The sequence below is a fragment of the Candidatus Accumulibacter aalborgensis genome (assembly GCF_900089955.1).
Lineage (GTDB): Bacteria > Pseudomonadota > Gammaproteobacteria > Burkholderiales > Rhodocyclaceae > Accumulibacter > Accumulibacter aalborgensis.
The window spans coordinates 1-12,079 of sequence record NZ_FLQX01000035.1; the positions used below are offsets into that span (position 1 = coordinate 1).

General features: G+C 60.6%; 13 protein-coding genes, 1 tRNA gene and 2 pseudogenes. 3 read left to right on the forward strand and 13 right to left on the reverse strand.

All coding sequences use genetic code 11. From position 1 onward, the window contains the following. Positions 1-21: 21 nt before the first annotated feature. From cas1 to ACCAA_RS21875, 8 genes and pseudogenes are all read right to left on the reverse strand, one after another. Complete coding sequence (cas1, locus tag ACCAA_RS03015; RefSeq protein WP_186405771.1) at positions 22-870, reverse strand: CRISPR-associated endonuclease Cas1; 849 nt, start codon at positions 868-870, stop codon at positions 22-24. Next, on the reverse strand, positions 867-1,187 hold the full coding sequence (locus tag ACCAA_RS03020) for a CRISPR-associated endonuclease Cas2 (RefSeq protein ID WP_186405772.1): 321 nt from the start codon (positions 1,185-1,187) through the stop codon (positions 867-869). Before ACCAA_RS03020 ends, cas1 begins: the two co-directional genes overlap by 4 nt. A gap of 177 nt (positions 1,188-1,364) precedes the next feature. After that, positions 1,365-1,441, reverse strand: a tRNA-Asp gene (locus ACCAA_RS03025). A gap of 173 nt (positions 1,442-1,614) precedes the next feature. Next, the gene (locus ACCAA_RS03030) at positions 1,615-3,060 is read right to left on the reverse strand and encodes an HDOD domain-containing protein (RefSeq protein ID WP_186405773.1); all 1,446 of its coding nucleotides are present in this window, start codon (positions 3,058-3,060) and stop codon (positions 1,615-1,617) included. Then, the gene (locus ACCAA_RS03035) at positions 3,061-3,510 is read right to left on the reverse strand and encodes a hypothetical protein (RefSeq protein ID WP_186405774.1); all 450 of its coding nucleotides are present in this window, start codon (positions 3,508-3,510) and stop codon (positions 3,061-3,063) included. It abuts the gene before it with no gap. Between the two features lie 173 nt (positions 3,511-3,683). Beyond that, a complete protein-coding gene (locus ACCAA_RS03040; RefSeq protein WP_186405775.1) occupies positions 3,684-3,923 on the reverse strand; it encodes a CCDC90 family protein in 240 nt (79 codons plus the stop codon). 274 nt (positions 3,924-4,197) lie between these two features. Further along, positions 4,198-4,407, reverse strand: coding sequence for a BrnA antitoxin family protein (locus ACCAA_RS03045; protein ID WP_186405977.1), 210 nt, complete (start codon positions 4,405-4,407; stop codon positions 4,198-4,200). A 15-nt stretch (positions 4,408-4,422) separates the two neighbouring features. Continuing rightward, a pseudogene (locus ACCAA_RS21875) lies at positions 4,423-4,666 on the reverse strand (BrnT family toxin); the annotation flags it as partial. 610 nt (positions 4,667-5,276) lie between these two features. Here ACCAA_RS21875 and ACCAA_RS03055 point away from each other — a divergent pair. The 3 genes and pseudogenes from ACCAA_RS03055 to ACCAA_RS03065 all read left to right on the forward strand — a co-directional run. Beyond that, a complete protein-coding gene (locus ACCAA_RS03055) occupies positions 5,277-5,960 on the forward strand; it encodes a hypothetical protein (protein ID WP_186405776.1) in 684 nt (227 codons plus the stop codon). A gap of 315 nt (positions 5,961-6,275) precedes the next feature. After that, positions 6,276-6,854, forward strand: a complete 579-nt coding sequence (locus ACCAA_RS03060) for a hypothetical protein (RefSeq protein ID WP_186405777.1) — start codon at positions 6,276-6,278, stop codon at positions 6,852-6,854. A gap of 125 nt (positions 6,855-6,979) precedes the next feature. Beyond that, positions 6,980-7,121 (forward strand): annotated as a pseudogene (locus tag ACCAA_RS03065) (transposase family protein); the annotation flags it as partial. 145 nt (positions 7,122-7,266) lie between these two features. Here the strand turns inward: ACCAA_RS03065 and ACCAA_RS03070 are convergent. The 5 genes from ACCAA_RS03070 to tgt all read right to left on the reverse strand — a co-directional run bounded on the left by ACCAA_RS03070 (position 7,267) and on the right by tgt (position 12,050). After that, positions 7,267-7,575, reverse strand: coding sequence for a DUF1640 domain-containing protein (locus tag ACCAA_RS03070; protein WP_245754408.1), 309 nt, complete (start codon positions 7,573-7,575; stop codon positions 7,267-7,269). A gap of 89 nt (positions 7,576-7,664) precedes the next feature. Beyond that, positions 7,665-8,609, reverse strand: a complete 945-nt coding sequence (gene secF, locus ACCAA_RS03075) for a protein translocase subunit SecF (RefSeq protein WP_186405778.1) — start codon at positions 8,607-8,609, stop codon at positions 7,665-7,667. A 12-nt stretch (positions 8,610-8,621) separates the two neighbouring features. Continuing rightward, a complete protein-coding gene (secD, locus tag ACCAA_RS03080; RefSeq protein ID WP_186405779.1) occupies positions 8,622-10,499 on the reverse strand; it encodes a protein translocase subunit SecD in 1,878 nt (625 codons plus the stop codon). 60 nt (positions 10,500-10,559) lie between these two features. After that, positions 10,560-10,886, reverse strand: a complete 327-nt coding sequence (yajC, locus tag ACCAA_RS03085; protein WP_186405780.1) for a preprotein translocase subunit YajC — start codon at positions 10,884-10,886, stop codon at positions 10,560-10,562. Between the two features lie 48 nt (positions 10,887-10,934). Beyond that, positions 10,935-12,050: a tRNA guanosine(34) transglycosylase Tgt gene (tgt, locus tag ACCAA_RS03090; protein ID WP_186405781.1), complete on the reverse strand. Its 1,116-nt coding sequence runs from the start codon at positions 12,048-12,050 to the stop codon at positions 10,935-10,937. Positions 12,051-12,079 lie beyond the last annotated feature (29 nt).

A 12,079-nucleotide genomic window follows, 5' to 3' on the forward strand; every position in this document is an offset into this window, starting at 1 on the left:
CACGCTCTCGTGAAACGCCGGTCACGCTTTGGTGAAATCACCGGTCACGATGGCGTGAAATACACACCCGTCGCGCAGCAGGCAGCAATCGCCGTCGGTCTGGAAGTCGTCGGGAGTGAGTTCCGACTTCAGTAGCCGGGCACTGAAGCGGTCGGCGAGAGGGCGCAGGGGCTCGACCAGATCCATCAGCAGCGTCGGCCGGCCATCCGCGGCGGCGTGATAGAACCCGCCGGCCAGATCGAGCCCGGCAGCGGCAACGCCCACTTCGACTTCGTTCATCAGCAGGGTGTACGCCAGCGAGAGCACTGAATTGACCGGATCGGGAGGCGGATGCTGCCGGCGCTGCTCGAACTGGAAGGGGCTGCCTTCCAGGTGCTGTCGCAGGCCGTCAAAGAACGCCCGAGCGGCGGCACCTTCGTGACCGCGCAATCTGTCCAGATCCTGGCAATGGTGGCTGGCGAGCAAGCCATCGGTGATCTCGTGCCGCCGTGGCAATTGCCACTGCCGCCGCAAGCGGCTGTGGCCGCGCAGCTTGGCCTGAACCAGCGCGCCGGCGACAACCAGGCTTTCGGCAGGGTCGTCCATGGCTTGGTACTGGCGTTTGCGGCGCATGATCTGGCGTCCCGGTTGACCGGCCAGGACGCCCCGAAAGCCACCGCGCAGCGCCGAAAAAATAACCGGAATGCCTTCCCGCAGCAGCATCGCTATGGCGTCATGACTGAAGTTGGCGTGCGCCAGCACGACGATCACCTGCTCGATCTGATGACGGGGCAGTGTCTGTTCTTCCTGACCGGTGGTCTTGAGCGTCAGTCGCCCCTGTGCGCTGCCGACCTTGACGCCGTGACGATCGATGTAGAGGACGGCGCTCATTCGATGACCCATTCCCGGGCCGGAGCCTGCAGCGAGCCGGTTCGCGCCGGGATGCAGTCGATGCGCTCGTCGCCGGCATGCGGCAACTGCCGAAAGGTGTCGAGAAGTTTTTCGAGACGGCGCTGGTGTAGGGGGTCGAGCCAGCACAGGAATACCGATTCCTGCAGTGGCTCGCCAAAACCAAACAGCAAACGCCGCAAGCGGTTGCGCCGGCGACATTCCGAGATGTCGTAGGCGGCATAGACCGGGAGTGCGTGCGCAGCAACGGAAGCGGCGGCTGCCGGGGACGAGAGGTCGTGATGGGAGTCGGTTTTCATCGCCGTGTCGGGATTGATCGAGTATCCATGCAACGCGCGCGGCGGCACCGAATTCAACACTCAACACTCGCCACGGCGGTGACTGCGCCTTCCCGAGGCGAGTCTTGATTGAAATCCGGGTCGCCAGAAACCAGAAACCCGCAAAACCTGAGGCTTTGCGGGTTCTAGAGGTGTGACTGGCGGAGTGGACGGGACTCGAACCCGCGACCCCCGGCGTGACAGGCCGGTATTCTAACCAACTGAACTACCACTCCGTGCTTCAATTCCAGCGGAGATTTTTTCTCTCGCGCCAAGGAAGGAGCGCATTATAGCCGATTTTGGCAGGCAAGCAAGCGCTATGAGCAGAGAATCGTCCACGCCCTTCCGCACCGGTCAGCAACGCCGCGCAGTACGCGCCCGAATAGCCACCGCCGGCTTGCCGTGAATCTCACTGGATCGCGCCAACGAAGGCGTCGATACTCTGCCGGGCCTCCTGCAGGTGGTGCAGGCAGTCTTGCCAGTGCAGCGAGTCAAGGCCCAGGGTATCGAGCAAGGCGGTCAGCCCGCCGTCTCTTTCGCTCGGCGTGTAATCGACGGCGAGCGCGGCGTAGGCAGCCCGGTCGGCCAGTCCGATCAGCGCGCAGAAGGGGCTCTCGTCTCCGGCGCCGGCGGGGTCGTGGTGGTGGGCGATGGCAGCGACGTATCTGCTCGGGAGATCCCAGCGCTCGGCGACCATTTCACCGACCTCGGGATGGGTGAACTCGAACAGCATTCGCTCAGCTTCCAGACTGCTGATCGCCGATCCACGCCGCAATTCGAGCACCCGCTGGTAGGCGGGTTCGGCCTGAACGGCGAAGATCAGTTTGCCGATATCGTGCAGGATGCCGGCGGTGAATGCTTCGTCCGGCGAGCAGCCAACCACGGGAGAGCGTAAGCGCAGGAAGCGAGCGGCGGTTGCCGTCGTGATCGAGTGCGTCCAGAACTCCCGCAGGTTCAGTCGTTCGGTGCGGAAAGCGTCGAAAGCACCCACCGAGATGATCATTCCCTGCACGTTGGTGAAGCCAAGCACGCGCACGGCGTCGGCGATCGTGCTGATGCGCCGCGAAAAACCGAAGAACGCCGAGTTGGCGACGCGCAGGATCTTGGCCGAGATGGCGAGGTCGTGAACGATGACCCGTTCGACCGCCGTGGCCCCACTATTGGGATCCTGCATCACCCTGAGTGCGTGCAGGACAACAGAGGGCAGGGTAGGCACTTCGTAGAGGTCGATCGGCCTGAAGCGGGCTATCGGCTCGGCCTCCAGTTTGTGGCCACCCGACGTGTCGCCGAGTTCGAGCAGGTCCGGGGACAGCCCCGGGTGCATCAACTGGAAGACATGGACCGGACGCGGCAGGTCCCGCAGGCGAAGCAGGCCGGTATCGCGCAGCGTGCTGTGGGCGGGCAAGGCAGCGCGCAGCAGCGTCTCGGTGGCCGCGGTGAGCAGCGTCTGCCCACCGCGCGTGACGGCCAGCAGGCGGGCACAGCGATTGACCGTGGTGCCGAAGTAGTCGCCCTCGCACAGGTATGCCGGGCCGGTATGCAGTGCGACGCGCACCCGTAGTGGCGCCCGTGTCGGCCAGGTTTCGGCGCCGAGGCTGGTCTGGATCTGGTAGGCCGCGGCGAGCGCATCGGCGCCATCGTCGAAGGTCACGCAGAAAGCGTCGCCGACGGTCTTGAAGACACAGCCGCGATGGCGTGCAATTGCCGACGAAAGCAGCGCGTTATGGCGCTGCAGGGCGACGCGCATCGCCTCGGGCTCACGCTCCCACAGGCTGGTCGAGCCTTCGATATCGGTGAACAGGAAGGTCGCCGTGATCAGCGATGCGTCTCCCAGAGTAGATCCTGGCGGTCCCATTCAACAGCCTCTCCAAGAGGGAGCGGCAGCTCGCGCGCGCGATCGGAGCAAACCACCGCCCGCGCTGAAAGAACTGAAGATCAGGGCACCGCTGCCGGAGAGGATGCCGATGTTCGGCCAGATCGTGCCCGCATCGCTCCGCGTATCCCGCAGGTCGTAACTGATCGATCCGCCGAAGAACGCGCTCTGGTTGCCGGCATATACCGGCGACGAGCGAAAGGTATTCCAGTCGTGGATGTCAGACGACTGAATCATATGGCGTGTTGCGTCGTAGTTGACGCGGTCAAAGACTCTTTCGTCTGGCAGTGGATTGACTCCCAACTTGATACGGCCGGTTCCCCAACCCTCCGCATCGAGGTCGAACGTCGACGTGATTACCGCTGCCGAAACGCCGAAGGCGGGAAGACCAAGACAGGCCACCAGCAGCCGCACCGCAAGATTCTTCTTCATGTCACCTCCGGTCTGAAAGAACTACATGTCGGATTTGGCTTCCGCAAAGCTCACGCCGTGCGTGCTTCTTCGCGTTTGCGGCCGCTTTTCGATCATCCAGCTTGCGCACTGAGGCGTCCTTTTTTGGCACGCCGCTTGAGGAATGCCGGAATCTCGATCTTTCGTGGCAAGGCTCAGGAGAACTGCTTGGCGAAGTTGGCCAGGGCTATTGCCAGAGCGGTCGCCAGCATCCACCTGTTGAGCACCCATTCTGCTTTCAACTCTGTGCGCATCGGCTCGATGTCATGTTTGGTCGCCAGATCGGTGTGCGACTTGACGATCGTGCGCACCACCGCTTCTGCCTGCTCCGGCGGCATCCCGGCGGCGTGTAGCTCCTGGACAAGCTCTTGGGTGTCGAAGGTCACGGTGCTCATGGGCGCGAGCATAGCGCAGTTGATAACTCGCCAGCAAGGCTGACGCGCAAGACCGGCTGGCGCTGCCCTTGACCCGTAATGAGCGCTGAACTTAGATTTTCTGTTCGCGTAGTGTGGCGGGATGGAAAAACAAAACGAGATCAAGCGAACATTATCCCGACAAGGGTCGACAGAAGCGATCCGTGGGCTGCTGGGGAGCGCTGGAAACCTGGACCGCAGGTGATTCGCCGAAAAAGTTCCGCAGGGTGTACCCCAGGCCGAAGAGAAAAGGCGCCTACTTCCAGTTGAGATCGAGCTTGCGATGCGAAGCCGCGCAGTCGCGCAAATACAGGTTGATGAGGCTCTGGTAGGGGATACCAACGTCTTCCGAGATTCTCTTGAAGTACGTGATGGACTCTTCGTCGAGCCGAATGGTGATTTGCTTTTTGAGTTGTGCTGCGTATGGGTTTTTTCTGGCAGCGGAGAAGTCGTATTCTTTGCGCATGTGGCACCTCTGTGGATAAGACTTGGATTCCTCGGCAGTTGTCTTGCGAGCGGAGATAATACGAATGACATGACTTTCGCTCCGATAGCAATGACAGACAAGCAGCAGTCGAAGCGCGCTGCTCAGGAGTGATCGGGATCAACCTGGCGCGCTCATCACCGAAGACGGATTTGGCTTCCTCGACGCTCACGCCGTGCTTCGTCGCGTTTGCGGCGGCCTTCCGATCATCCCACTCGAAGTGGAGTGAGGTAACATTCAACCCTATCCATGCAGCATCTCTCCACCGGTCACGATCACGCGAAACGACCGGTCACGTTCCGCGAAATACGCACTCCCGCAAGACCTTCACCAAGCGCAGCACCCGGCCTTGGCCGGAATGATGATCAAGGCCGAGTGTGGCCATGTGCCAAGTCCCGGAATTGCTAGCCGATTCTTCCTGTCGGATTTCTTTACACCTCCATCGGGCAGCCCCATTGATCGGGTAGCCCCATTGTTTACACTGGCGGGGCTTTCAGCCCTATTCCTGCCTTGGCGGAAGCCGGGGGAGAGGTTCCATGTGTCGAAATATTTTACACTCGGACCAAGCAATCGATAACCATTTGCCTTCGGGAAGCAAGTAACGGTCTGAATTCAAAAGCTAACTATATAAATGGCATGAGTCTTGCTTTTCTCTTGAACACGGTCGCGGTGACGCGGCCCTGTCGGACTGATGGGCGACTACCTTGGGGGGACCAACCCTTTGTTGGACCATCGCGGTGGCCGCCACCATTCCCTTTCTTCGACGCGTGCTCAAATGTTTCGTGCGGGCTGAACGACTCGTCTGGCTCGGACAGACCACAACCTTAAGGGGTCAAAGTATGAAGATTTCCATGAATCAGGTGCTTGGCTGCACGAGTTTGGCACTCTTGATCGCTGCCGCCGCGCCGTCGGCGCAGGCGAACCTGCTCTCCGATCCTGGCTTCGAAACAAACACGCTCACCACCATAGCCAACGTGCTTGGCGACTTCGTCACATATAAGGGTCAATGGGGCGTCGAGAATGCGGTGATTACAGGCACAGTAGGCGCTGTCGTGCCGTTTCAAGGTATCAAGATGCTCGCCATGCTTGATGATGGCCTCATCACGACCCAGTCTGCTCAGACGATCGACGTAACGTCGTATGCATCAGATATTGATGCTGGGGGTGCGAAATTTCAATTGAGCGCCTTTTTCAACACTGATTTCGAGACTGCTGGAGCCATCGGCGGCGTAATCCTGCAGTTCTTCAGTGGTTCCAGCTACAGCACGCAGGTCGGCAGCTTTGCCAGTGGCAATATCACGCTTGACGACAATCCCCTCACATGGCAGCAATCTTCGATCCATGGTTTCATCCCGGTAGGCACGAGGTGGTTCGTCGCGCAAGTCCTGTGCGACGATGCGTCGCTGCAGGGCCATACGTGTTATGTCGATGCGACGGATTTGAGCATTCCCGAGCCGACGACAATGTCCTTGTTGGTTATCAGCGGCTTGTTTTTGAGGCGGCGGTTGCGGCGGTTCGGCGGCCAGTCTGCTTAGGCGATTTCCGGCAGAGAGCACCCCTGAATTCCGAAGAGGGATATTCTTGCCCAAAGAACTCCTCCCCTTTCAAGGGGGAGGCTGGGAGGGGATGGGGCAAAGCGACGTATCCCTGCCATGTACTATAACCCCATCCCCCCCGACCCTCCCCTTGAAGGGGAGGGAGCGCGTCTCTGTCGCTGGTAAGCACATTGCCGGAAATCACCTTAATGCGTCGGAGCGGGCAGCACAGTTGCACCGGGTGCATTCTGGCCTTCATTCACGGATGCATTCTGGATTGCTGGATTCGGGGTCAGCCCCTGTTAGGAGATTGTCATGAAAGATACGTCAACGCTAGGCAGGCTTCCAATGCATGCAAAGATGATTGTTACCAGCAGAAAGGTATTTAAATATATTCTGCTGGCTGGTTGCTTGCTGTTCCCCGCGATTGCGAAAGGGTATTATATTTATGACACGACACTGGCTATACAGCCGAATTCACCAATAACGACACAGGATGCGGTTTCAGCCGTACTGGGAGGCAGCTTCGCAACGAGCGGCTTTTGTGGTTCCATAAATACCTGCAGCAACTCAGTGACAATCACGGGCTACAACATTGATATCAATTTCTATTCCACGTCCCCAACCGGCAACGTCAGCCAGGTGCTGGTTCCATTTTTTAGTACTGCAAGCATTGGACACTTGAGCGCCGGTATATATGTAGCAAACGCGTATTTTTATGTAGATAATAGTACGCTTGATGTTGTGGGTCCACCTGCGGCAAATCCGGTCACAAAATCGTTCACCGTATTGGCGGTGCCCATTCCAGGCACGCTATGGTTGCTGGGCGCTGGATTATTCTCGATTCTCATTTTGAATAAGCGACCGGGATTACGGAATCTTGCCTCGTGGTAGACATGACCAGCGGGCTGGCCACCAGCGGACGAGTAGATGCCGAAACAGCTGCCGATGACAACGAGCAATAGTGCCAAAGCGCCGTTTTCCGCCAGTTCACGGCCGACCTGCGGGCCGACGAACTACGAAGGGCGTGGTTGCGTGAATTCATGGTGCTCAGGAATGGGGTTCCGTCGGAGAAGGCGTTTCTGCGCATCTTCCAGGCCCGCCGACCCAAAGCAATTCGAGGCGGCGTTCCGCCGCTGGGTGGCTGGGGTGGTCAGCGCGTAGGGTGCCAATAAAGCGAAGCGCATTGCACCAACTACCGGATGCCAAAGTCGACCGCAATCAGGCATCAGGCGAGTGATGGCGCAAAGCCCTTCAGTTATTCCGCCCAACGAGCTTGGGTGTCGAAGTTCATTGTGCTCATCAGTCAGTGTGGCAAGCGCAGCACGGCGATGATGACGCCGGCGGCGGCGGCGATGAAGGCGCCGAGTTTGACGGTGAGCCTCAGTTCAAGTGTTTCGATACGGTTTTGCAGGCGAGTTTCAAGCCCGTCAATCCTCGTTTCCAGACGAACAGCATCAGCCTTGGTTGCCAGGGTGGCGTCCAGCGCCTCGGACAGAGACTCCTTTTGCGCCTCGGCGATGGCCGCGGCTTGTTCGCGGGAGAGACCGGCCTTTTCCAGCCGGTCCACGAATTTGAAGGTATCGAACGTGGTTGTGCTCATGGGCGCGAGCATACCGCAGTTGATAACTCGCCAGCAAGGCTGACGCGCAAGACCGGCCAGCGCGCTTCATTCCATCGCGAATACGATGGAATGGCTGAGAACTAAACGACGGCGCCCTCGTCATTGGCGCCCTCGATCTGCTTCTTGGGCCGGATGAACTGCTCGCGCGAGACGCCGAGCCACATGACCAACGGACTGGCTACCAGCACCGACGAGTAGATGCCGAAACAGATGCCGATGGTCAGCGCCAGGGCAAAGTAGTGCAGCGTCTCGCCACCGAAGAGCAGCATCGAGAGGACCATCATCTGTGTACAGCCGTGCGTGATGATGGTCCGCGAAATGGTACTGGTGATCGCGTGGTCCAGCACCTGCGGCGTGGTCAGTCCACGGACTTTCCTGAAGGTCTCGCGGACGCGGTCGAAAACGACGACCGACTCATTGACCGAGTAGCCGAGCACGGCAAGGACCGCCGCCAGCACCGACAGCGAGAACTCCCACTGGAAGAAGGCGAAGAAGCCGAGAATGATGATCACATCGTGCAGGTTGGCGATGATTGCCGACACTGAAAATCGCCACTCGAAACGGAACGAGAGGTACAGGACGATGCCGATGACGACGAGCAACAATGCCAGAGCACCGTTTTCTGCCAGTTCACGGCCGACCTGCGGGCCGACGAACTCGACTCGACGCAGCGTGGCGCCGGGCGCCTCGGCATTGAGCGCCTCCATCACCGACTCGCCGATCTTGGTCGTGTTCTGATCTGCCTTGAGCGGCAGGCGGATCAGGAGATCCTGGCTGGAGCCGAAATTCTGCACCGAGAAGTCGCTGTAGCCCGCCTTGCCCAGCCCGTCGCGGACTTTTTCCAGATCGGCTGCCTGAGCGTAGTTGAGCTCGATCAAGGTTCCGCCGGTGAATTCGACCGACAGATGCAGGCCGCGGCTGAACAGGAAGAACACCGCCAGCAAAAAGGTGAGCAGCGAAATGACGTTGAACACCAGCGCATGGCGCATGAACGGGATGTCTTTTCTGATGCGGAAGAATTCCATCTTCGTGCTTCCCTATTTGACTGCCGCAGTGGCGGTGTTGCCGGGTTTCCAGACCTGACCGATGGCCAGCGACTCGACCTTGCGACGACGACCGTAGAACAGATTGATCATCGCTCGCGAGACGACCACGGCCGAGAACAGCGAGGTCAGGATCCCGAGGCAGTGCACCACGGCAAAGCCGCGCACCGGGCCAGAGCCAAAAATCAGCAGCGCGACGCCGGCAATCAGCGTCGTGATGTTCGAGTCGAGGATGGTCCCGAAAGCGCGCTCGTAACCCGTATGGATCGCTGCCTGCGGACTCGATCCATTGCGCAACTCCTCACGGATCCGCTCGTTGATCAGGACGTTGGCGTCGATCGCCATGCCCAGCGCGAGTGCGATCGCAGCGATTCCCGGCAGGGTCAGCGTCGCCTGCAACAAGGAGAGCAGGGCGACCAGGAAGAGCAGGTTGGCGGCCAGGGCGATCACCGAGACGAGACCAAAGAGCGCATAGTAGGCGATCATGAAAACGGCAATCGCGGTAAAGCCCCACATTGTCGAGTGGAAACCCTTCTGGATGTTCTCGGCTCCCAGGCTTGGGCCGATTGCACGTTCCTCGATGATCTCCATTGGCGCGGCGAGCGAGCCGGCGCGCAGGAGTAGCGCCGTGTCGTTGGCTTCCATGGTGCTCATGCGGCCGGAGATCTGGACGCGGCCGCCGCCGATCTCTGCCCGGATGACCGGCGCCGTGACCACTTCGCCCTTGCCCTTCTCGATCAGGACGATGGCCATCCGCTTGCCGACGTTGTCGCGGGTGATGTCCTTGAAGATGCGCGCCCCGGCCGAATCGAGCGTCAGGTGAACGGCGGGTTCGTGCGTCTGGTTGTCGAAACCCGGCTGTGCGTCGGTCAAACGATCACCGGTCAGGACGACCTGTTTCTTGACCAGCAGCGCCATGCCGCCACGCTCGACATACATCTCGGTGCCAAAGGGTGCCTGCCCAGCCTGGGCCGCTTCGAGGGCGCCGGGGGTGTCATCGACCATCCGGATTTCCAGCGTCGCTGTGCGGCCGAGAATGTCCTTGGCTTTCGCCGTGTCCTGCACGCCCGGCAACTGGACGACGATACGGTCAGCGCCTTGCTGCGCGATCACCGGTTCGGCGACGCCGAGTTCATTGATCCGGTTATGCAGCGTGGTCATGTTCTGCCGGACCGCGAACTCCTGGATGCGCTTGATCGCCTCGGGCTTCAAGGTGGCGACGAGCTTCAGATCTTCGCCCTCGCCCTGGTCGGCCAGGAGCAGATCCGACTGGCTATCCTCCAGGAGGATGCGGGCCTTGCTGCGCGTGTCGTTGTCGCGGAAGCGGATGACCACCCGATCACCTTCCCGGGTGATGCCGGCATGGCGAACGGTCTTGTCGCGCAGCAGGCTGCGGAGATCCGCGCTGATCGAGTCCAGACGTTTGGTAGCCGCGCCCTTCATATCGACCTGGAGCAGGAAATGCACACCGCCACGCAGATCGAGGCCGAGGTACATCGGCAGGGCATGCAGGCGAGTCAGCCACTGCGGCGAACTCGAGAGCAGATTCAAGGCGACGACATAGTGCGGGTCGCTGGGGTCCGGGTTGAACTGTTTCTCGAGCAGGTCCTTGGCCTGCAACTGGCTGTCCGCGCTGGGCAGGCGAACCTTGACGCCGTTGCTGTCGAGGAAGAGGCCATTACTTTCGATGCCCGCGGCCTGCAGGGTCTTGGCGACGCGCTCGCGCGTCTTGTCATCGACCTTGAGCGTCACCTTGGCGCTGGAAACCTGGACCGCAGGTGATTCGCCGAAGAAGTTCGGCAGCGTGTACACCAGGCCGAAGACCAGCGCGACGGCGACGAGGATGTATTTCCAGAGCGGATAGCGGTTCATGGATGATTGCCGTCGGAGGGCGCGGGCACTGCCGTGAGGGCAGGCGGCCCGGCGGGGTGGTTAGAGTGCCTTGAGCGTGCCTCTTGGCAGAACCAGCGTCACAGCCTGTTTCTGGACCTGGATTTCGACCGCGTCGGCGATTTCCAGCCCGACGAAGCTGTCGCTGACCTTGGTCACGCGGCCGGCAATTCCGCCACCGGTGACGACTTCATCGCCCTTGACCAAGCCTTCGACCAGAGCCTTGTGGTCTTTTGCGCGCTTCATCTGTGGGCGAATCATCAGGAAGTAGAGGACGACGAACATCAGAACGATCGGCAGGAACTGCATCAAACCACCGAACGGTTCGGCGGCAGCAGCGGTTTGGGCATGGGCGGTGCTGATCAGCACATCAGTCTCCTAGAACGGAAGGGTTGAATTCAACCCAAGATTGTACCACTACCGCTGCGCCTCCTGAGCGCGCGCGCGGTGGAAGGCGCTGACGGCGATGGCCAGCGTGCCGCCAGCAATCGCCGTCCGCAGATCGCGCATCAGATCGTGATAGTAGGAGAGGTTATGCAGGGTGCCCAGGTGGGCGCCGAGAATTTCGCCCACGCGGTTGAGATGGTGCAGATAGGCGCGTGAGAAATTCCGGCAGGTATAGCATGGGCAGCCCTCGTCCAGCGGCCGCGGATCGTTCTTGTGGCGCGCATTTCTGATTCGGACGTCGCCGTGACGAGTAAATAGATGGCCGTTGCGCGCATTGCGCGTGGGTAGAACGCAGTCGAACATGTCGATGCCGGCGCTGACCGCAGCCACCAGATCCTCCGGTGTACCGACCCCCATCAGGTAGCGCGGCTTGTCCTGCGGCAGTCGCGGTGCGCTGTGTGCGAGGATGCGCGCCATGTCGCCTTTCGGCTCGCCGACCGACAGACCACCAATCGCGAAGCCGTCGAAGCCAATCTCGGCGAGCCCGGCCAGCGACTCGTCGCGCAGGTCTTCGTACATGCCACCCTGGACGATTCCGAAGAGGGCGTTGCCGTTGTCGAGCCGGTCGTGGGTCGCGCGCGAGCGCTGAGCCCAGCGTAGCGACAGGCGCATCGACGTGGCGGCCTGGTCATGGCTTGCGGGGTAGGGCGTGCAGTCGTCGAGGATCATGACGATGTCGGAGTTAAGTACGTGCTGAATATGCATCGACTCCTCCGGCGTCAGGAACAGGCGGTCGCCATTGATCGGCGACTGGAAACGGACGCCCTCCTCAGTGATCTTGCGCAGCGCACCGAGTGAAAAGACCTGAAAACCGCCGGAGTCGGTGAGGATTGGGCCGTTCCAGCACATGAAACGGTGCAGTCCGCCGTGCGCGGCGATGACCTCCAGTCCCGGCCGCAGCCAGAGATGGAAGGTGTTGCCCAGGCAGATTTGCGCGCCGGTCTCGGTCAGGTCACGGGGCGTCATTGCCTTGACCGTGCCATAGGTGCCGACCGGCATGAATGCCGGTGTATCGACGCTGCCGTGGGCGAGGGTGAGGCAGCCACGACGGGCGGCGCCATCGTTGGCCAGAAGTGCGAATTTCATATGGACAAAGAAAAAAACCCTGCCGTGGC

What these genes read in the sequence shown, in the direction of transcription:
- ACCAA_RS03040 (WP_186405775.1), bottom strand. Translation starts at nt 3,923, where the DNA reads ATGAGCACCGTGACCTTCGACACCCAAGAGCTTGTCCAGGAGCTACAC.
- ACCAA_RS03055 (WP_186405776.1), top strand. Translation starts at nt 5,277, where the DNA reads ATGAATCAGGTGCTTGGCTGCACGAGTTTGGCACTCTTGATCGCTGCC.
- ACCAA_RS03020 (WP_186405772.1), bottom strand. Translation starts at nt 1,187, where the DNA reads ATGAAAACCGACTCCCATCACGACCTCTCGTCCCCGGCAGCCGCCGCT.
- secD (WP_186405779.1), bottom strand. Translation starts at nt 10,499, where the DNA reads ATGAACCGCTATCCGCTCTGGAAATACATCCTCGTCGCCGTCGCGCTG.
- tgt (WP_186405781.1), bottom strand. Translation starts at nt 12,050, where the DNA reads ATGAAATTCGCACTTCTGGCCAACGATGGCGCCGCCCGTCGTGGCTGC.
- ACCAA_RS03070 (WP_245754408.1), bottom strand. Translation starts at nt 7,575, where the DNA reads ATGCTCGCGCCCATGAGCACAACCACGTTCGATACCTTCAAATTCGTG.
- secF (WP_186405778.1), bottom strand. Translation starts at nt 8,609, where the DNA reads ATGGAATTCTTCCGCATCAGAAAAGACATCCCGTTCATGCGCCATGCG.
- ACCAA_RS03045 (WP_186405977.1), bottom strand. Translation starts at nt 4,407, where the DNA reads ATGCGCAAAGAATACGACTTCTCCGCTGCCAGAAAAAACCCATACGCA.
- ACCAA_RS03030 (WP_186405773.1), bottom strand. Translation starts at nt 3,060, where the DNA reads ATGGGACCGCCAGGATCTACTCTGGGAGACGCATCGCTGATCACGGCG.
- ACCAA_RS03035 (WP_186405774.1), bottom strand. Translation starts at nt 3,510, where the DNA reads ATGAAGAAGAATCTTGCGGTGCGGCTGCTGGTGGCCTGTCTTGGTCTT.
- ACCAA_RS03060 (WP_186405777.1), top strand. Translation starts at nt 6,276, where the DNA reads ATGAAAGATACGTCAACGCTAGGCAGGCTTCCAATGCATGCAAAGATG.
- cas1 (WP_186405771.1), bottom strand. Translation starts at nt 870, where the DNA reads ATGAGCGCCGTCCTCTACATCGATCGTCACGGCGTCAAGGTCGGCAGC.